This window comes from Candidatus Dormiibacterota bacterium (genome assembly GCA_035544955.1).
Classification (GTDB): Bacteria; Chloroflexota; Dormibacteria; order CF-121; family CF-121; genus CF-13.
In genome coordinates, this window is record DASZZN010000009.1 from 14082 (window position 1) to 32272 (window position 18191).

At 65.8% G+C, this 18191-nt stretch carries 20 protein-coding genes and 1 tRNA gene; 11 read left to right on the top strand and 10 right to left on the bottom strand.

The annotated features are described in order from the left end of the window. The first annotated feature begins 2 nt into the window (after positions 1-2). The 5 genes from ctaD (at position 3) to VHK65_02540 (ending at position 4749) form a co-directional block, all read left to right on the top strand. Positions 3-1640 carry a cytochrome c oxidase subunit I gene (gene ctaD / locus VHK65_02520; protein HVS05025.1) on the top strand — a complete coding sequence of 546 codons (1638 nt, stop codon included), beginning with the start codon at positions 3-5 and terminating at the stop codon, positions 1638-1640. 7 nt (positions 1641-1647) lie between these two features. Next, positions 1648-3438, top strand: a complete 1791-nt coding sequence (locus VHK65_02525; protein ID HVS05026.1) for a heme o synthase — start codon at positions 1648-1650, stop codon at positions 3436-3438. Between the two features lie 132 nt (positions 3439-3570). Continuing rightward, the gene (locus VHK65_02530; GenBank protein HVS05027.1) at positions 3571-3792 is read left to right on the top strand and encodes a hypothetical protein; all 222 of its coding nucleotides are present in this window, start codon (positions 3571-3573) and stop codon (positions 3790-3792) included. Between the two features lie 109 nt (positions 3793-3901). After that, the gene (locus VHK65_02535; protein HVS05028.1) at positions 3902-4300 is read left to right on the top strand and encodes a plastocyanin/azurin family copper-binding protein; all 399 of its coding nucleotides are present in this window, start codon (positions 3902-3904) and stop codon (positions 4298-4300) included. A 47-nt stretch (positions 4301-4347) separates the two neighbouring features. Next, positions 4348-4749 (top strand): DUF3465 domain-containing protein, encoded by a 402-nt coding sequence (locus tag VHK65_02540; protein HVS05029.1) that lies wholly within the window; start codon positions 4348-4350, stop codon positions 4747-4749. Here VHK65_02540 and VHK65_02545 read toward each other — a convergent pair. Further along, positions 4746-5513, bottom strand: coding sequence for a biotin--[acetyl-CoA-carboxylase] ligase (locus VHK65_02545; protein HVS05030.1), 768 nt, complete (start codon positions 5511-5513; stop codon positions 4746-4748). The genes VHK65_02540 and VHK65_02545 overlap by 4 nt on opposite strands. After that, positions 5510-6337, bottom strand: coding sequence for a DMT family transporter (locus VHK65_02550; GenBank protein ID HVS05031.1), 828 nt, complete (start codon positions 6335-6337; stop codon positions 5510-5512). The genes VHK65_02545 and VHK65_02550 overlap by 4 nt, the downstream gene beginning before the upstream one ends. On the opposite strand from VHK65_02550, the gene VHK65_02555 reads away from it, so the two are divergent. Then, positions 6336-6689, top strand: a complete 354-nt coding sequence (locus VHK65_02555; GenBank protein ID HVS05032.1) for a hypothetical protein — start codon at positions 6336-6338, stop codon at positions 6687-6689. The two genes, VHK65_02550 and VHK65_02555, sit on opposite strands and share 2 nt — an antisense overlap. An 18-nt stretch (positions 6690-6707) precedes the next feature. On the opposite strand, the gene VHK65_02560 is transcribed toward VHK65_02555, so the two are convergent. Together VHK65_02560 and VHK65_02565 are read right to left on the bottom strand one after the other, a co-directional pair. Then, entirely contained in the window at positions 6708-7457 is a 750-nt protein-coding gene (locus VHK65_02560; GenBank protein ID HVS05033.1) for a hypothetical protein, read from the bottom strand. Positions 7458-7565: 108 nt separating this feature from the next. Further along, positions 7566-8759 (bottom strand): thiolase family protein, encoded by a 1194-nt coding sequence (locus VHK65_02565; GenBank protein HVS05034.1) that lies wholly within the window; start codon positions 8757-8759, stop codon positions 7566-7568. A gap of 60 nt (positions 8760-8819) precedes the next feature. On the opposite strand from VHK65_02565, the gene VHK65_02570 reads away from it, so the two are divergent. From VHK65_02570 to xseB, 3 genes are read left to right on the top strand one after another with little or no spacing between them, the layout of a single operon-like run. Beyond that, positions 8820-10220 (top strand): HD domain-containing protein, encoded by a 1401-nt coding sequence (locus VHK65_02570; GenBank protein HVS05035.1) that lies wholly within the window; start codon positions 8820-8822, stop codon positions 10218-10220. After that, complete coding sequence (gene xseA / locus VHK65_02575) at positions 10220-11575, top strand: exodeoxyribonuclease VII large subunit (protein HVS05036.1); 1356 nt, start codon at positions 10220-10222, stop codon at positions 11573-11575. The genes VHK65_02570 and xseA overlap by 1 nt, the downstream gene beginning before the upstream one ends. After that, complete coding sequence (gene xseB / locus VHK65_02580) at positions 11572-11868, top strand: exodeoxyribonuclease VII small subunit (protein ID HVS05037.1); 297 nt, start codon at positions 11572-11574, stop codon at positions 11866-11868. Before xseA ends, xseB begins: the two co-directional genes overlap by 4 nt. Here xseB and VHK65_02585 read toward each other — a convergent pair. Both VHK65_02585 and VHK65_02590 read right to left on the bottom strand, forming a co-directional pair. Next, complete coding sequence (locus VHK65_02585; GenBank protein ID HVS05038.1) at positions 11865-12398, bottom strand: transcriptional regulator; 534 nt, start codon at positions 12396-12398, stop codon at positions 11865-11867. The genes xseB and VHK65_02585 overlap by 4 nt on opposite strands. Positions 12399-12567: 169 nt before the next feature. After that, positions 12568-13929, bottom strand: coding sequence for a tetratricopeptide repeat protein (locus VHK65_02590; GenBank protein ID HVS05039.1), 1362 nt, complete (start codon positions 13927-13929; stop codon positions 12568-12570). Positions 13930-14222: 293 nt separating this feature from the next. Between VHK65_02590 and VHK65_02595 the strand changes: the two genes are divergently transcribed. Then, positions 14223-14299: transfer RNA gene (locus tag VHK65_02595), tRNA-Arg, on the top strand. 234 nt (positions 14300-14533) lie between these two features. Beyond that, positions 14534-14869, top strand: a complete 336-nt coding sequence (locus VHK65_02600) for a hypothetical protein (GenBank protein HVS05040.1) — start codon at positions 14534-14536, stop codon at positions 14867-14869. Here VHK65_02600 and VHK65_02605 read toward each other — a convergent pair. The 4 genes from VHK65_02605 to VHK65_02620 form a co-directional block, all read right to left on the bottom strand. Then, a complete protein-coding gene (locus VHK65_02605; protein HVS05041.1) occupies positions 14866-15936 on the bottom strand; it encodes a hypothetical protein in 1071 nt (356 codons plus the stop codon). The two genes, VHK65_02600 and VHK65_02605, sit on opposite strands and share 4 nt — an antisense overlap. A gap of 878 nt (positions 15937-16814) precedes the next feature. Then, the gene (locus VHK65_02610) at positions 16815-17105 is read right to left on the bottom strand and encodes a nickel-binding protein (GenBank protein ID HVS05042.1); all 291 of its coding nucleotides are present in this window, start codon (positions 17103-17105) and stop codon (positions 16815-16817) included. An 11-nt stretch (positions 17106-17116) separates the two neighbouring features. Then, positions 17117-17605, bottom strand: coding sequence for a hypothetical protein (locus VHK65_02615; protein ID HVS05043.1), 489 nt, complete (start codon positions 17603-17605; stop codon positions 17117-17119). Beyond that, positions 17602-18183, bottom strand: coding sequence for a hypothetical protein (locus tag VHK65_02620; protein HVS05044.1), 582 nt, complete (start codon positions 18181-18183; stop codon positions 17602-17604). The genes VHK65_02615 and VHK65_02620 overlap by 4 nt, the downstream gene beginning before the upstream one ends. Positions 18184-18191 lie beyond the last annotated feature (8 nt).

Below are 18191 nucleotides of genomic sequence, written 5' to 3' on the forward strand. Positions count from 1 at the left end.
ATATGGCTAGCATCGCCCTGCCGCGGAGCCAAACCCGCCCCGCAACCGGCATCATGTCGTGGCTGACCACGGTCGACCACAAGAAGATCGGGATCCTGTACCTCTACACGACGTTCGCCTTCTTCCTGGTCGGCGGCTTCTTTGCGCTGCTGATGCGCACCCAGCTGGCGGTTGGGAACAACCACTTCCTTGCTCCGCAGACCTACAACGAGATCATGACCCTCCACGGGACGACCATGATCTTCCTCTGGATCATCCCGGTCTTCTCCGGCTTCGGGAACTACTTCGTGCCGCTGATGATCGGCGCCCGTGACATGGCCTTCCCGCGGATCAACGCCCTCTCCTTCTGGCTGATCCCGCTCGGCGGCCTGACGATGTACAGCGGACTGCTGACCAAAACCGGCGCCGCCGCCGCCGGCTGGACCGGCTATGTGCCGCTGACCGAAAAGGCCTACGCGATTGGGATCGGCCAGGACCTCTGGATCCTCGGACTGCACATCCTGGGGATCTCCTCGATCATGGGCGCGATCAACTTCCTGGTAACCATCCAGAACATGCGGGCCCCCGGGATGACCTGGTTCCGGCTACCACTGTTCGTCTGGGCGATGGAGATCACGGCCGCCCTAGTCTTACTGGCGAGCCCCTTCCTCGCGGGCGTGCTGGGCATGGTGCTGATGGACCGCCAGCTGGGCACCCACTTCTTCACCCATGGATCGGATCCCCTGCTGTACCAGTTCATCTTCTGGTTCTATTCGCACCCGGCGGTCTACATCATGATCTTGCCGGCCTTCGGGATTGTGTCGGAGATCATCCCGGTGTTCAGCCGAAAACCGATTTTCGGCTACCGCGCGATGGCCTTCTCGATGGCGGCCATCGGCGTGCTCGGCTTCATGGTCTTCGCTCACCACATGTTCACCACCGGACTGCCGCTGGCGCTGCAGGAGTTCTTCATGGCGACCACCGCCTTGATCGCGGTTCCCTCGGGCGTGAAGGTGCTGAACTGGCTGGCCACCCTGTGGGGTGGCTCGATCAAGTACACGGCGGCGATGCTCTTTTCGGTCGCCTTCGTGCTGATGTTCCTCATGGGCGGGGTTGACGGCGTGTTCATGGCATCGCTGGCGGTGGACTACCAGATCCACGCCACCTACTGGGTCGTGTCGCACATCCATTACGTGCTCTTCGGCGGCAGCGTCTTCGGTGTCTTCGCCGCCTTCTTCTACTGGTTTCCGAAGATGACCGGCCGCTACCTGAACGAAACGCTCGGCAAGATCCAGTTCTGGCTGCAGCTGGCCGGCTTCAACCTCACCTTCATGCCGATGCACTTCCTCGGGCTCGAGGGGATGCCGCGGCGCATCGCGATGTGGTACTCGAGCCGCACCGACTGGGCACCCTGGAATCTGCTGGCGACGTTCGGCGCGTTCATGATCGCGCTCGCCATCGTGGTGTTCATCGTCAACTTCGCGATGAGCATCCGGGGCGGCCGGCCGGCGTCCGCGGATCCCTGGGAAGGCAATACGCTGGAATGGGCGACCACGTCGCCGCCACCGGCTCATAACTTCGACAGTGTCCCGCCGGTTCGCAGCGGGCGTCCGGTCCGCGACCTGCGCCTCCGCGTGGCTGCACCCGCCGACCATACGTAGCCGCGGGATGAAGGCCTTCCGGGCGCTGAGCGTCGCGACCGCGCTCGTAACCTACGCCCTCGTCGTGCTCGGCGGCGTCGTTCGCGTTTCCGGATCCGGACTCGGCTGTCCGGACTGGCCGCTCTGCCACGGCCGTCTGCTGCCGCCACTCGATGTGCACGCCATCATCGAGTACTCACACCGGACCACCGCCTCGCTGACGAGCACGCTGGTCGTGCTCACAGCGGTCGTCGCCTGGATCGCGTGGCGCCGGCGCCGCGACATCGTGATTCCGGCGACGGTCGCCCTGGTCCTGCTGGTGGTGCAGGTGGTGCTGGGCGCGATCACGGTGCGGCTCGAACTGCCCCCAATGATCGTGCTGGCTCATCTCGCGACCGCGATGGCGCTGCTGGCGGCGGTCTGCGTTACGGCGGTCGCGGCGATCATTCCCCGCCCTGCCACGCCGGCCGATCGGGGCCCGGTTAGGCTGGCGCGCGCCGCCGCCGGCGGCACCTACCTTCTGATCCTCAGCGGCTCACTGGTGGTGGGCAGCGGCGCGAGCGGCAGCTGCAGTGCCTGGCCGCTCTGCGGCGGCGGCTTCAGCCTTGCCTTCGACGGGTACCCGGCGATTCAACTGCTGCATCGAGGCCTGGCCACCGCGGTCGGGCTGCTGATCATGGTCAGCTTGCTGGCCCTGCTGAACCGCTACCGGGACCAGCGCGCCGTCCGAGCCACGGTTGCGCTGACCCTGGCGGCGCTCGCCTTCCAGGTTGCGGTCGGCGCCGCGGTCGTCACCCTGCACCTGCCGGCAGCGCTGCGAGGTCTCCACCTGGCGCTCGCCAGCGCGGTCTGGGCCGGCACCGTCGTGCTCGCCGTCATTGCGGACCGTCTGCCGGCCGCCGGTGGATCCGTTGCCGTCACTGATTCGGCCAACCGGCCGCCCCGGCCCGCGCGAGAGGCCGTGCTCGACTATGTCAGCCTGGCCAAGCCGCGGATCATCCCGCTGTTGCTGATCACCGCGCTGGGCGGAATGATGATGGCCGAGCGCGGTTGGCCGTCGACCGGCCTGGTCGTGCTGACCCTGGCCGGCGGGGCGCTGGCCGCTGCCGGCGCCGGCGCCATCAATTGCTGGATCGACCGCGACCTCGATGGCGCCATGCTTCGCACCCGCCGCCGCCCGCTGCCCGACGGACGGATCGCGCCCAGCCACGCGCTGCTGTTTGGCATCGCGCTCGGCCTGGCCGCATTCATCCTGCTGGCGTTCTGGGTCAACGTGCTGGCCGCCACGCTGGCGATCAGCGGCCTGCTCTTCTACGTCTTCGTCTACACGCTCTGGCTCAAGCGCTGGACGGTGCAAAACATCGTGATCGGCGGCGCTGCCGGCGCCGTGCCGCCGGTGGTGGGGTGGGCCGCCGTCACGCACCGGGTCGACCTGACGGCCATCTATCTCTTCGCCGTCATCTTCCTCTGGACGCCACCACATTTCTGGGCACTGGCCCTCCGGCTGAAGGGAGATTACGCGCGAGCGCAGGTCCCCATGCTGCCGGTCGTGCGCGGCGAGGCCGCCGCCCGCCGGCAGATCCTGGTGTACACCGTGATCCTCGTGGGTGTCACGCTCGCCGTCGTGATGACCGGCGCGCTGGGGTTGCTCTATCTCGGCGGGGCCGTCGTTCTGGGCGGCGCCTTCATCGCGCTCGCGCTCGTCAACCTGCGCTCCCACCGGCAACGCTGGTCACGACTGCTCTTTGATTACTCGATCGCGTATCTCGGGTTGCTCTTCGCCGTGATGGTGGCCGATCGGATGGTCGGGAGGCTATAGTTTCCGGTGGTCGTTGATGCATAGAGAAGAAGCGCGCAAGAATGTTCGTCTCGGGGTGCTGCTGTTCGTGACGGCCCTGATCATGTTCGGCCTGGCCTTCGCCTGGGCGCTGATCTACAACAACTTCGGCGCATGACCGAACCTGAGCAGGGGTCGCACGCGGAAACCCACGAGGCCATCCACCTGCCGCCGCCGAGCATCTGGCCGGCCGTGCTGGCGGTGGGGATCGCATTCCTCCTTACCGGACTGGTCCTCAACCTCGTCCTGTTGACCGCGGGCGTGGTCATCTCGGTGGCCGCGACCGCGCTCTGGGTGCGCGATGCACGCCGAGAGTTCGAGGCGCTCCCCGAGTAGTACGGTCGACACCCGATTCTGTGGCGCCGGGCGCGATTCCGTGGTGATGTCGCGTAATCGCCCCGTAGACTCAGTCGAGGGTAAACCCGTTCGGACAAGGAGGCAATGTGTGAGCGTTTGGAAGATGGCAATCGTTGCGGTTGGGAGCGCCCTTGTGCTGGCCGCATGCGGGAGCTCGACCAGCGACAATGGCGGCGGTGGCGGCTGTACGCTAAAGGGCGGGACGTCGAGCGGCACCGCCTCCCAGACTGTCAAGATCAACCCCGACCCGAACACGGTCGGCAAATTCGAGCCGTCGACGGTGAGCGTCACCAAGGGCCAAACGGTCGAGTGGGATTGGGTCGATAACTCCGCCCAGCACAGTGTCACCGCGGACGACACCACGACCTTTGACTCCGGGCTATGTAGCGCGGGCGCCAAGTTCTTCGTGAGCTTCAACACCGCGGGGGATTTCAAGTATCACTGCACGATCCACGCGGCGATGACGGGCGACGTCAAAGTCAGTTAGTTCGGCTAGGGGAGGAATCAGGCGATTCCTTCCCTAGACTCTCGGAGATGAAGCGCGTTGCCGTCGGCTTGGTCACACTCTGGCTGGCCGCGTGTGGCGGGTCGGCGCAGCCGGATGACGCGGCCATCGTCTCCGACTTCAATAATCACCAATCAACCGTCGAGGTGACCGCCGATGGCACCGTCGTGCGGCTGATGCCCGACCGAACCAGCTCAACCGGTACGCACGAACAGTTCATCGTCAAGCTCTCGTCGGGCGACATCACGGTCGAGGTGGAGCACAACATCTCGATCGCGCCGCGCGTCCCGGTTGCGCTCGGCGACCACGTCATCGTGCATGGCGAATACGTCTGGAACTCGCAGGGTGGGCTGATCCACTTCACCCACCATGATCCGCAGGGGACCCATGAGGGCGGCTACATCCAGGACAACGGCAAGACCTACGACTAGGGCGTGCGCATGCGCTCGACTTCCCCAGCGACGACGCTGATCCGCGAGCCGTCGTCGAGGCGGACCCGGAGCGCTCCGTCCTCCGTCAGATCTTCGGCGATCCCTCGAATCAACGCGCCGTCACGATGGAACGCCACCGCGTCGCCCAGCATCGAGCTCCGGCTGCGCCAGCCGGGAACGATCCAGCTGACGCCTTCGCGGTCCGCGCGCTCGTAGGCGTTGCCGAGGTCGTTGAGGATGGCGGCCAGCAGGGGTTCACGTTCGAGCTCATGACCGATCTCGCTCGCCAGCGAGGTGGCGCCGTCTGGCAGGTCACCACGCGATTGGTTGACGTTCAGGCCTACCCCCAGCACAACGTCCGCTCCCGCGGGCCGTTCCAGCAGAATGCCCGCCAGCTTCTTGCCGTTGAGGAGGACGTCGTTCGGCCACTTGAGATCGGGCACGGCCCCGGTGGAGGCCTCGATCCCTCCCGCGACGGTGAGCGCCGCCAGCAGCGGCAGTAACGGGAGGACGTCGCGCGGCGGGCGCAGGATGGTGGAGAAGAGGAGCGCCGTTTCGGACGGAGCGATCCAGGACCGACCCTGGCGCCCTCGGCCTTCGAGTTGCAGGTCGGTGACGATCGTCCAGCCCTGTTCGGCGCCGCGCGCGCTGGCGGCACGGGCCAGGTCCTGCGTGCTGCTACAGGAGGGCTCGTAATAGAGGTTCCAGGTGACCTCACCGGCGACGAGCCGGGTGCGCACTCGCCCGAGGTCGATCGCGCTCACTGGATGGGCGCCACCGTGACCCCCGCATCGTTGCTCCCTGTCTGGGTTCGCACCGCCAAAACGAAAAGGCCGTACGCCACCAGAGTGCCCACCAGGCCCAGCAGTGCCATGGCGACCCAGATCCGCCAGTTTGTTGGTAGGTGGGTGCCGCTCACGACATCGAACGCCGCCCACAGCAGGCTGCCGGCGCCGAAGCCGTATAGCAGCAGTGTCCAGGTATCGAGCCGGCGGGCCAGCGTCGACGCCCGCAGGATATAGAAGGCAAAGAACCCGGCCGCCACCAGGCCCAGCATGACACCCGGAAGGTTGACCCGGAAGAGTTCCGGTTGGTAGGCTCCGACCGCGAAGAAGGCCCCGACCAACACCATGGCGAGGGCGACCCAGACCTGAGCGGGCACGGCCTGGCGCCGGTGATACCGTTCGAAGGCCGTCACCGCCACCAATCCCAGGTATTGGACGAGAGGGCGACCGCGATGTTGATTCGGGCGATCGTGAGGTAGTAGCTGAGCTGGACCCCGGCCAGCCCGATGGGGAAGCTCACGAAGCTTGACGCGGAGCAGCGGCGGCCGGACGGTGAGGAGGATGACCACGAGCCAGGCGAACGCCCACCAGATTCGGAGTTGAGACAGCACCAGCGGCGAGTAGCCCAGCTTGAACAGGGCCTTGACGGCGTTGCCGCCGGCGGCGAAGAGGAACGCGGAGAGGACGACGAGCAGGTAGCCAGGCTTAGTTGATCTCAGCGAGGGCCCATTGGTGAATCGGATATCTGTTCGAGTTCTTGACCAACTCCGTATTCGGAAGTAATGTAAACCCTCGGGAAGCATGGCTCGGACAACCCTCGGTAGTGGACGGATGATCGAGCAGACCTCGGTCCAGATCACCGCGCAACGCGAGCGATGGCAAGCAGAGCGCGAGTTGCGCTATGCGCGCCGGAACCGGATCCGCCACATCGATCGGCTGCTGGACGAGCTCGAGATGCTCAATATCGCCGAGGAGACCCAGTTGCCTGCTGACCTGGCGTTCCGCGTGCAGCGGCTCGCCGCCGAGATGGAGCACCCGCTCGGCAACCGGGCCCCCGAGGATATCTCCATCGGGGAATCGATGGACGCGCTCTACGACCTCCAGGATGGGCTGATGCTCACGCTTGAAGGGGTGCAGGACGACGAAGAGGTCTAGAGTCCGAAACCCGCGCGGCTAGTCGCCTTGTTTCGGCTTGCCGTCGTCGCCCTTCGGGTTCGCGCCGTGGCCCTTGTCGGTTTTGACATTGGCCTTCGCCTTGGCCTGGCCTGCGGCGGGTTTGGTGGCGGCAACCACGATCGTCGGCTGGGCCGCGTCGTTCAGCAGGCCGGCCAGCCCATCCGAGGCGATGGCCACGCCCTTGATCTTCACCAGGAACGCGCCTTCACGATCGGCATTCGTGGCCCAGAGCGCGACGAGGTCGTTGCGGCCCGCCACGTGAAGATCGCGCTGCGCCGCGGCGTGCTGCGACCGGTAGTCCTTGAGCAGTGACTGCACGATGTCCGTCGTGGAACCACGGCCTTCCAGGGTGAGCAGGGATTGATTGGCCCAATTCAGCACCGAGCCGATCGGTGCCTTCGCATGCGAGCCCGTGATGAAGTTGTAGGTACCGGCGAGGAAGGGGTCGATGACCGCGACCGGCTGCGGTCCAGCGCCGCTGCGCTTCTGCTGGAGCAAGGTATAGGCACTGAGCAGATCCGCATTGGACTGAGCGAGCTCAGCGAGGCCACGCTGGGTCGGATCGCTTTGCGTGCCGCGCGTCACTCCGTCCCACCATTCCTGGACGACATAGAAGGCGCTGTCGACGCTGACGCCCTGTGGCTGGTTCCAGAGCGCGTCGACATCGGCTGCGCCAGCGGCCTGAGCCGTGAGCGGAACCAGTGAGAGCGCCGCAACAACGCATGCGGCGGCAAGACGACGTTGCATGACACAACCTACAGGGAGCATTGCGGCCTCGGAACGATCATGCGACGGCTACATTAGGGAGCCGCCCACGTGCTAGTCGCAGACCGTTGACGGTGCTGCCGCGGGCAGCTAACGCTGGAGGTTTTCGACGACGGTCGAGATGCCCTGCCCCACGCCGATGCACATGGTCGCCAGGCCGTAACGGGCCTTGCGGCGGACCAGCTCGTGGACCAGGGTGGCGATCAGGCGCGCCCCGCTCGCGCCCAATGGATGACCGAGCGCGATCGCCCCGCCATTCTGGTTGACGCGCTCGGGGTCGAGTTCGAGGTCGCGCACGCAGGCAAGCACCTGCGACGCGAAGGCCTCGTTCAGCTCCACGCAGTCCAGGTCGGAAACCCGTAACCTGGCGCGGGCGAGGGCTTTGCGCGACGCCGGAATCGGCCCCAGGCCCATCAACGAGGGGTCGACGCCGGCGCTGGCGGCGGACAGGACTCGCGCCATGGGCCGCGCACCGATCCGCTGCGCATGCGATTCCGCCATCATCACCAGGCAAGCGGCTCCATCGTTGAGCGGTGAGGAGTTGCCGGCCGTGACGGTTCCGTCCTTTTCGAAGGCCGGCTTGAGGCTCGCCAGCTTTTCAAAGCTGGTGTCCGCTCGCGGCCCTTCGTCCTTTTCGACCTTGGCGCCATCGGCGAGCGCCACGGACACCAGCTCGTCGCGAAAGTGACAGGCCTCCTGCGCCGCGACCGCCTTGCGATGGCTGCCCAGCGCCCATTCATCCTGCGCCTCGCGGGTGATGCCGTAGCGGCGCGCGACGAGCTCGGCGGTCTGTCCCAGGCTGATTGGCGGATATTTCTCCGCCAGCCTGGGATTGACCATGCGCCAGCCCAGCGTGCTGTCGTGCAGCGTCTGGGCGCCGCGCGCAAATTCACGGTGCGGTTTCTCCAGGATGTAGGGGGCACGCGTCATGCTCTCGACGCCGCCGGCGAGAAAGCAGGCGCCGTTTCCGGTCTCGATCTCGCGTGTCGCCGCCACGACTGCCTGCATCCCCGAGCCGCAGAGCCGGTTCATGGTGGCCGCCGGGATCTCGACCGGCAACCCGGCCAGCAGGACCGCCATCCGGGCGACGTTGCGATTGTCCTCGCCGGCCTGGTTGGCATCACCGAAGTAGACGTCCTCGATGCTCGCCGGATCGAGCTGGTTGCGGCGCACCGCCTCGCTGACGATCAGGCCGGCGAGGTCGTCCGGGCGGACGTCTTTGAGGGCGCCGGCATAGCGCCCGATCGGGGTGCGGAGCGCGTCGATGATGACCGCTCTCTCCATCGACGACATGCTACACGCGGGAATCCCGCGACCCTGCACCACACTAAAATGTTGCCGATCATGAATGATCTCGCCCGCCAGTATGACGCGGTGAACCTGATGGCCGATCCACTCCACGGCTACATCAAGATCACGAAGCGGGTCCACGGGGACAGCGTGGCCGCGGAGCAGGACCTGCTCGATCACCCATGGCTCCAGCGACTGCGGCGCATCCACCAGCTCCAGTCGGCGTGGTGGGTGTTTCCTGGAGGCGAGCATTCGCGCTTCCAGCACGCGCTGGGTGCGATGCACCTGAGCGGCGACTGGGCCCGCCGGCTCTATCCGAACCTCGGCGCTCTGGTGGCCGATGTGCCGTCGCTCGCGTGCGTCGAGGAGACGCTGCGCGTCGCGGGCCTGCTACACGACGTTGGCCATGGGCCCTTCGGTCATTTCTTCGACCAGAACTACCTCGATCGCTTCTCGATCGACCACGAGGTGATCGGCCGCGCCCTCATCGGCGGGGAGCTGGCATCGATCATCGCCGCCCTGGGCGCCAGCCCTTCAGGTCCCTTTGCCGCCGGGGAGCGGATCGATCCGCGCTGGATCGCGGAGCTGATTGCGGAGCCCGAGCTGCCCGGCACGGCGGCCCCGGCCTGGGTCCGGGCGCTCAAGCCGGTGCTCAACGGCATGTACACCGCCGACAACCTGGATTACGTGCCGCGCGATGCCTACATGTGCGGCGTGAAGGTTGGGCCGGTCGACATCGAACGGCTGCTGCACTACTCGTTTCTCGGGCCGGAGGGGATGCTGCTCCACCAGCACGGAAGCCAGGCGCTGCTCCTCTTCCTGAACGCGCGCCTCTACCTCTACAACAACATCTATTACCACCGGACGGTGCGCCGCATCGACCTCCACATGCGCGAGATCTTTCGTGAGACGATCGACCGGATTCTTCCTGGCAACCCACTCGACCACCTCGACCACTACCGGGAACTGACCGACTGGTCGCTGATCGACAGCGTCGACCGCTGGCGCCACGAGGGTGGCCGCGCAGCCGAGCTCTCGCACGAGTGGGGCCGGATCGTCCGGCGCGAGCTCAAGTGGCGCCTGATCTTCGAGGATTACTACGAGTTCGCCAACCTGCCCGATGCCCTCCTCTACCCGCAGCCGTCCGACTACGTGCGCCGCATCCGTGAGGCCCTGCCGCCCTCACTGAAGGGGGCCTCCTTCGAGGTCGACCTCGCTTCCGTCGACCCGCGACCGCAGAACCCGTTCAAGGATCCGTTCCCCGTGAACATCTACAACCCGGTGAGCCGCGCGGTGGAGCGCAGCGCGGTCGCCGAGCTGTTCCGCCGGCTACCGATTCGCACCACCCTGGTGCGCGTCTTCACCGATGACACGTCACAGGTCGAGGCGCTCCGTGGGGCCGTGGAGCGCGCGCTCTACCGTCGCGACTCGGATCTTTTGGAGGCGGTCCCCTGATGGCGGTTCAGCCCCAGGACGCGATCAAGCCGCTCACGGTACTCGAGCTCAACACCCGCATTCGCGACCTGCTCGCCGCCCGCTTCCAGAGCGTGGTCGTCAAGGGAGAGGTCAGCGGAGTCTCCTTGCGGGGCGGCCACATCTGGTTCACGCTCAAGGACGCGGCGGCTGCCGTAGGGGCCGTGATCTTCAGCAGCACCGCTCGCCGGCTCCCATTCCTGCCGGAGAATGGGCAGGAGCTGGTGCTCACCTGCCAGGTCGACTATCACGCCCAGTACGGGCGGGTCAACCTCGTGGTCAGCAAACTCGATTACGACGGCGCCGGCAAGCTGCGAGCGGCGATCGAGTTGCTCAAACGTCGCCTGGAGGGGGAAGGTGCCTTCCGGCCGGAACGCAAGCGGGCCCTCCCGTTCTTGCCGCGCTGCATCGCCCTGATCACCTCGCCGAGCGGGGCGGTGATCCATGACCTGCAGCAGGGGATCTGGGAACGGTTCCCCAACACCCGCCTCGTCGTGTACCCGGCGCGGGTGCAGGGAACGGCGTCGCAGCGGAGCCTGGTGGCCGCCTTGCGGCAGTGCGACGAGGACCAGCTGGCGGATGTCGTCATCGTTGCCCGCGGCGGCGGCAGCTTCGAGGAGCTGATGGCCTTCAACCAGGAGGCCGTGGTGCGCGCCATTCAGGCGATGCGCATCCCTGTTGTCACCGCCCTCGGCCACACTTCTGACCGGACGCTGGCCGACCTCGTTGCGGACCGGGAGGCCCGAACCCCAACGGCAGCCGCGGAAATCGTAGTCCCCAACAAAGCGGACTTGCTCCGGCAGTTGGGCGAGCGCGGCCAACGGCTGCAACGCGCCGGGCTCACTGCCTTGATCGCCCCGGCGCACCAGCTGCAGCGGCGCCGCCAGTCCCTGCAGCGCCTGGCCCTCGATGCCTACGTGCGACGCCGTGACCGGATCGCCCACCTGGAGGGGATGCTGCGCCAGCGCGACCCACGGGAGGTGTTGCGGCAGCGCGAACGATCCCTGGAGGAGTGCCGCCGGCGGCTTCAGCGCACCTGGCAGGTGATCGCGAGTCGGATCGAGACGGGTCGCCTCGGAAAGGACGGCCTGCGGGAGCGACTGGTCGCGCTGGCGGGCCGCGGGGTGCGGGAGCGGGCGAGCAGCTTGCAGAGCCGTGCCGCACGGCTGAGCTCGCTGGCGCCCGAGCAGACGCTCAAGCGCGGTTACAGCATCACCCTGGACGTGAACGGCGGCGGCATCATCAGGGGCGCGGACCAGGCCCGCAAGGGACAGCCGGTCAAGGTGCTGCTGGCAGCGGGCCGGCTGGAGGCCACGGTCGACGAGGCGATCCCATGAGCCTCGACGAGTCATTGACGTACGAGCAGGCCCTGGCCCAGCTCGATGCGACGCTACACGCCCTCGAGGACGGCAAGCTGAGCCTGGAGGACGCGATTGCGGCCGTCGCCCGCGGGCGCGACTACTTGCAGCTCTGCGAGCGCAAGCTGGAGGAAGCCCGGCAGCGGATCGAAAGCCTGCCCGTCAAAGAGGACCCCGATCTGGAGGAGCCGCCGCATCCGGCGACCGTCGCCGAATTACGATCCGAGCGAGGCGCAGCGCCCGGGACGCCCCAGGGCGAGATTCCCTTCTAACGCTCTTCTTCCGATTCGGCGGGTGGCTGTCGCTCCAATTCGGGCCGCTCGGCGGGTGGCTGACCACCGCGAAAGACGCCCCAGTCGTTCAGCGAGCGGCGCAGCATCTCCGGGGTGGTCTTGTAGGCGGCCGCCAGCTGCTCCAGGTCGTCGGCGCGGAACGTCACGACCGGGGTGTTGAAATCCTGTCGCTGCTGCTGCAGCCGAGCCACGTGGCGGGAAAGGATCGACCCCTGCCGTTCGGGCAGCCCCTGCAACTGGGTCAGGTCGATCGCCAGCTTGGGCGGGAGCGCGGGCTCGCCCACGCCTTCGATCTCTTCCGGAAGGAGTTGATTGACGGGGACGCTGTACAGGGTCGCGATCTGGTGCAGCCGGGTGACCGAGATATTGCGGTCGCCGCGTTCGTAGGCGGCGAGCAGCGAGCCCTTCAGCCGCTTGCTCGACAGGACTTCGACCTGCTGGAGTGTGAGGCCGCGCTGCTTTCGCAGGCTGCGCAGCCTAGCTCCGACTTTTCGCGAATAGCCGTCCATCAATCCCCCTTGACTGTGTGTGATCAGTCTATCGCAGAATGCGACGCGACCAAAGCTTTTGGCGTGTTCTAGCCGGATGGTGGCGGGGGGATCGTTCTCGAAGAACGACACCACCTTCCGTGGTCGTCATTGTGGGACATTTGCCCACCGTATGTCAAGTAGGGCTTACTTAGGCGTCGAGCTCACTTACTGCGCGTAGCCGAGTTCTCTCGCCCCGGCCGGCCTCATACGCCTGCCGAAAACGTAGCGCCGCCTGGGCGTTGTCGCCTTCGGCTTCGAGGGCGCGGGCGAAATCGTAGGTGACGCGGGCGCGCAGGTCAGGGCTGTCGATGGTGACGGCGACTTCCAGGGCCCGCTCGAAATGGCGGTGCGCGGACTCCCACCGCCCGCGCGTATGGGCGATCCGTCCGGCGACCCGGTGGACGGCCACCGTCGCCATCGGATCGCTGGAGTGCGTCGAGAGGTCGATCGCCTCCTCGATGAGCTCGTTGGCTCGCTCGATGTCCTTGCGCTCCAGAGCCGACTCAGCCATACCCGTGACCAGGTGCGGCAAGAGCTCGCGATCGCCGAGTCGCCGCAGGTGCTCGGCGCCCTCGCTGAAGAGCCGGTCCGCCTCCGCCACGCGGCCCTGCTGCAGCAGCATGTCGCCCATATTGAGCCGCAACTGTCCGGCCATCCGCACGTCGCGGAGCGTCTCGAAGATGCGCAGGCCTTTCTGCGCGTAGGAGAGCGCCCGCGCATACTGGCCTGTCTCCTGCAGCGACAGGGCGAGCCCCTCGTAGATGCCGCCGAGTGCCGGCATATCGAGCACCTGCTGCGCCGCCGCGATCGCCGATTCGTATGCGGAGATCGCCTCGATCGGCTGGCCCGCCACGTAGTGGAGGTTGGCTCGATGGCCGAGGATCCGGGCCTTCAAGACGGGATCGGCCAGGCCGCTCGACTGATAGCGCTCCAGGGCTTGATCGAACCACTGGCCGGCGGCATGCGGCCGGCGTAGCAGGTAGTGGACGCTGCCCATCCGGTCATACAGCTCGACCAGGAGCTGGTGCCACTGCGCCCGCTCGGCGACGGCGATCGCCTCCTCCAGGACGGGCTTGGCATCTTGCGGGCGCCCCAGCTTGAGTTGGGCCGCCGCCAGCGCCAGTTGCGCGCGCGTGCGCAGCTCGATGGAGATGGTCCGGGCGAGGATCCGCGTCATCAGTGACTCGGCCCGGGCGGCTTCGCCGTGCAACAGGCTCATCTCGGCTTCCGCGAGCGCCAGCTCGAGCGCGGCGCTGGAGTCGCCTGGCTCTTCGAGAAAGTACTCGATCGGCCGTTGCAGCCGGTGGGCGATGATCCGCAGATTCTGCGTCGACGGCTGGGCGCTCCCCAGCTCGACCTGGTTGAGGAAGGCCCGACTAAAGTCGTCGCCGGCGACGGCGGCCAGGCTCAGCCCGAGTTCCTGCCGCGCCTGCCGGATCCGCCGTCCGAGCGGACTCGGCGTTGCGGGGTCATCCGCTAACGGACGCCCCGCCCGCCGTTTGTTAAGCACAGCCTACAGTCTATCAATACGAACTTGACAGTGACAAACCGCTTAGGTTGGGTTCGGCCAGACGCCGGCGAAGGATAGTAAGGCCGCCAAGAGGACAAACAGAAGCCAGGGGTTGAGAAGACGCCGCACGGTCCCACCTCCAAAACAGGCGGCTCGCTCCGATCGGCCTGTCTGCTGCCAGCTTATGAGCGGCCGTCACTCAAGGGGGTCACGTCTGTAACGGATTCCGTAAGGCCGGTCGCGAACCCCTGACTGCCCTGCCACCGGCGTATCTATAATCGGGTTCCGCTTGTGTCCCCGTAGCTCAGCCTGGATAGAGCACTGGCCTCCGGAGCCAGGAGCACAGGTTCAAATCCTGTCGGGGACACCACCCATTCCGGGTGTAAATACTTATTAGTGTATTTGTATAAACAACGTGAACGGAGCCACGAGGCGCTCCCAATCAGGCCGGTGGAGCTCACACGAGATCGCTACTTGTACTTTCTCGAATGCAATGCCCGATCCTCGCTAGATCCTCTGGCGTGCGGTGAAACTGGGCCTCGTTGCTGATAGGGCGGCCCTCGTAGGGATCTCCCGCATAGCGTGGATAGAGATGCATGTCTAGATGCGGAATCGTGTTGCAACGAAATGGGGCGCCCAACGTATTCAGCCAGTGCTGATGGTCGACCGCAACGGCAGAAATCGATCTTCAGGGATCGGCTGTTTCCCAGACACCTCGGCCTCTACAACGAGTCAGGCTGCGGAACATCACCTCCGGGCAACCCTGATGAAGGTATTTCACAAGCTCGGCGTCACGTCTTGCACCCAGCCGGACCAAGTGCCGTTGCTGGAACTGGTCGCGGAGGGCTTTGACCGACATCGGGCGGGCTCGGACGACTCGCCTCGTTTGGCCGAAGCTCGTGAGGATGCCGTCATCGCCGCCGGGCAGCCAGTTTGTTAGAAGAAGCTGGTGCTGAAGCCCGGGACGATCGGGCCGCTCAGAATCCGGCGTCCGTGCTGTCCGGTGACCACCCAGAGGTCGACGCCCTGATTGCTCGGGGTGCTCCCTCGATAGATGGCCACCGCCAAGTCGGAGCCGTCGGGGCGGCCCAGGACCGATACCACTAGCGGCTTGCCCTGCGGCCAATCGGCCGGGTAGGGCGTTGACCAGGTCGCGACATTCGTGCGCCACAGGATCGCGGCGACGGTTCGACTCGTGTCGCTGATGGTGAGCGCCACCGAGCCGTCCCACGAAAACCCGATGATGCTCAGGTTCGCGAACTGGGCCAGCACCTGGCCATCGGTTAGGCTGCGGATGACCGTCCCGCCCCCCGGCTCGCCGGTATTGCCTGACACGCTTCGATCCTCAACCAGGAACATGCCGTCGCGGGAGGCCAGGACTCGAGCCATCTCCTGCGCGGGATAGCTGTGCTGGAAGACCCGGGCGCCGGTCGACAACTTGAAGACCGAGACGTCGGTGACCCACGCGAACGCGCGCTGCGCCACCACCACTCGGTCGACGCTGAGGCTGCAGGCGAGGATCTCTGGTCCAGCATTGCCGGTTACCGTGCCATATGTCGCGACGACGCGAGCGCCTCCGGTCGGGTCCTTGAGCCAGATCTTCTGCGATCCCTCCTGCCCATAGGTGGTCCCCGCCGCTACGAAGGTGCACCAGTGATTGCTGTCGTCCGCCCAGACGGGGCCGGGTCCCTTTGTTAGGTCCGTGTGCCCGACCAGTTTGCCCGTCACGTCGTAGACCTCGCCTCCCAGCGCCGATAACTTGGATCCGTCCGGTGTCTGGTTGTAGGCGCTGAGGGCAAGCTGCCCGGCGTGCTTCCCACTCCAATCGAGCGCCACCATCTGGCCTGAGGACGGGCTGTACCAGATCAGCGGCTCCCCCCTCGACGGGGGAGAGGATGGAGGCGGAGTTGCTGTGGTCTGGGGTTGGTTGCCCGTCGGCCGACCACCGCAGGCAGCGATCAGGATCACCATCGTCGCCACCGCCGCCCGAAAAACATAGCGATTCATCGTCCACCCCCGTCTGGCTAACGCACTGGTATCACGTTTGATAACACTCTCAACGTCGAACACCCCCACAAGGTTTCACTCGGAACGATGCATCTGCTATTGCCAGGCGAACGCGAAGTTGATTGGGAAGGTCCGGGCATACTGTGCTGAGCGGCGGAACGGGAGCGGAGCCTGAAGCTGGGGATGGAGTTCGCCGTGCGTCCGCGGACCGTCCGCTGAGCGTCCGCTAGAACGCGATCGACGAATCCCAGGCGTTCATCTCGGTTGGCAGGTGGAGTTCATAACTTGTACGGTGGGGGACACCACTCAAAACAAGTTTTGAACCGGGCTGGGCGAATTCGAAAAGCTGCTGAAAAGGATCATTAAGAGCCCATCCGCGCAGCCGAGAGTTCCGTCGACGGTCACCCTGGAGAACAGGAGTTTTGCAAACTGCCGGCGCTGCTGAACCGTTCCGCACGGTCCCAGATCAGGCTAAGGTTGGAGAGGATCCCCAGTTCGGTCTTGACATCGCGCTGCTCCTTCTCAAACCCGGCCGTGACGTGGTCTAGTCGCTCGCGGACCTCCCGCTGAGCCGCCTCGTTGAGTGACCGGACGCTGCTGTGTTCTAGGTTTCTGCGCCTCGGCCTCTTGCTGGCCCGGGATGCGTCCCCTCAGCCGATCCAAGAGCGGTTGTTGCACCCCTCGGCCAGCTCCGGCTTGATCTCGATCCTTGCAAGCAATCGACGGAACTCGGACTCGACCGAACTTGCCGCTGCCCATGGCAGATCTCCAGGATCGATGGCCAGGTTCCTGCGGTCTGAAAGTCAGCCTGCTGGCGCGCAACATCTTTTATGACGCCCTGGGTCGCTAGCTATTCTTGGTAGACCGCGCCGGAATCTTCATGCCTCCTTCTGTGAACGGCCCGCGGCCGGGCCAACATCAACCACTTCAACAAGTCGCTCGAACGGTAGACCGGAACGCGTGACGACGTCCTCGACGACCTTCCTCGAGGGCGCGTCGAAAATGCAGAACAGCGAGTCCTCGGCCGGGACCAGGGTGGATTCGATAATGCGAATCTCGATGCCGCTCACCCGCAGCTGCGCGGCAACGTCGGCTGCGCGCATCAAGGCGGCTGCCAGCTGCTCGCTGGAGATGCCCACCGGATAGCTCTCTAGCATGAAGCGCGCCACCTGTTTCCTCCTCAGCTGGAGCTCTTTGGGAGGAGCTCAGCGAAGTTGACATGGGGGCGCGCGCTCGTTGTGGTGCCCACGATGTTTCCGGCGTGGTCGATCCAGACATAGTTCGGACTATTGTCAACCTCATAGGTCGCGTTGGTGTGCGGGTCCACCACGTCGACGACCCCGCGGATGTCTTTCGAAATCGATGTCGAGACCTCGTCTTGGATCGCCACCTTGCCGGCATACGGCTGATCGAAGATCTGGTGCATGGCTTCCCCTTCCGCGCCGATGATCCTGGCCTGCGCAAGCGTGGTCCGCCCCTGTTGGGCGACCCACTGAGGGTCGACACGGATGGAGGCAGCCGCATGCTTGAGCACGGCTCCGGCCTCACCGAGCCGGCCTTCGGGTGCCTCGAGCACCTGCCGCTTCGGGCTGCGCAGGCCTGGGAGCCGCTTCGACTGCGCGAGGCTCCAGCGAAAAAGCGATGTCCAGACACGCTGTGCGGCTTTCATGACCGGTGAAACGTGATCGTGCAGGCGGGGCACACCGCGTTCGAGAGCGTCAGCGTGTTGTTGTCGGCCATGCGGTAGTCGTCGGTTTCGGAGGTGCCCGCCAGGTACGGTTGTCCGTTTGGAAGTTTCTCGGGGTCGGCCTTCATGTCAGTGAAGTGGATCTGTCCGGTTGCCGCAAGGACTTGGTAGTTCCCCGTGATCAGGATTCGATACGTGCTTGGGCCGTAGATCCCGCTGCACATCGTCGTCTGCGAGTAGGAGTGGTTTGGGCTGAAGAGCATTTGCACCGTCTCTTGGCTACCATCGAACAGGCAGGTGCCCATGCCATTCCAGCCGCCCCACAGCACGCGAGCGGGGTCGGGAGGCGCGGTGGGGGCCGGCGCCGGTGACGGCGCCGGAGCCGGGGTGGGCGTCGGAACCGGCGTCGGCGCGGGCGTGACGGTGGGCGTCGGTGTCGGTGTGACGGTTGGGCTTGGCACGACCGCTGCGCCCCGGTTAGAACATGCGACGAGCCCGGCGCCAATGATGAACCACCCGAATAGAGCGATTGGCAATCGCAGCTGGCCGGCGTACTTCACAGTGATCC

What these genes read in the sequence shown, in the direction of transcription:
- VHK65_02540 (HVS05029.1), top strand. Translation starts at nt 4,348, where the DNA reads ATGAAGCGCGTTGCCGTCGGCTTGGTCACACTCTGGCTGGCCGCGTGT.
- VHK65_02550 (HVS05031.1), bottom strand. Translation starts at nt 6,337, where the DNA reads ATGCTTCCCGAGGGTTTACATTACTTCCGAATACGGAGTTGGTCAAGA.
- VHK65_02555 (HVS05032.1), top strand. Translation starts at nt 6,336, where the DNA reads ATGGCTCGGACAACCCTCGGTAGTGGACGGATGATCGAGCAGACCTCG.
- VHK65_02570 (HVS05035.1), top strand. Translation starts at nt 8,820, where the DNA reads ATGAATGATCTCGCCCGCCAGTATGACGCGGTGAACCTGATGGCCGAT.
- VHK65_02615 (HVS05043.1), bottom strand. Translation starts at nt 17,605, where the DNA reads ATGAAAGCCGCACAGCGTGTCTGGACATCGCTTTTTCGCTGGAGCCTC.
- xseB (HVS05037.1), top strand. Translation starts at nt 11,572, where the DNA reads ATGAGCCTCGACGAGTCATTGACGTACGAGCAGGCCCTGGCCCAGCTC.
- VHK65_02560 (HVS05033.1), bottom strand. Translation starts at nt 7,457, where the DNA reads ATGCAACGTCGTCTTGCCGCCGCATGCGTTGTTGCGGCGCTCTCACTG.
- ctaD (HVS05025.1), top strand. Translation starts at nt 3, where the DNA reads ATGGCTAGCATCGCCCTGCCGCGGAGCCAAACCCGCCCCGCAACCGGC.
- VHK65_02525 (HVS05026.1), top strand. Translation starts at nt 1,648, where the DNA reads ATGAAGGCCTTCCGGGCGCTGAGCGTCGCGACCGCGCTCGTAACCTAC.
- VHK65_02530 (HVS05027.1), top strand. Translation starts at nt 3,571, where the DNA reads ATGACCGAACCTGAGCAGGGGTCGCACGCGGAAACCCACGAGGCCATC.
- VHK65_02565 (HVS05034.1), bottom strand. Translation starts at nt 8,759, where the DNA reads ATGGAGAGAGCGGTCATCATCGACGCGCTCCGCACCCCGATCGGGCGC.
- VHK65_02585 (HVS05038.1), bottom strand. Translation starts at nt 12,398, where the DNA reads ATGGACGGCTATTCGCGAAAAGTCGGAGCTAGGCTGCGCAGCCTGCGA.
- VHK65_02605 (HVS05041.1), bottom strand. Translation starts at nt 15,936, where the DNA reads ATGAATCGCTATGTTTTTCGGGCGGCGGTGGCGACGATGGTGATCCTG.
- VHK65_02600 (HVS05040.1), top strand. Translation starts at nt 14,534, where the DNA reads ATGCGGAATCGTGTTGCAACGAAATGGGGCGCCCAACGTATTCAGCCA.
- xseA (HVS05036.1), top strand. Translation starts at nt 10,220, where the DNA reads ATGGCGGTTCAGCCCCAGGACGCGATCAAGCCGCTCACGGTACTCGAG.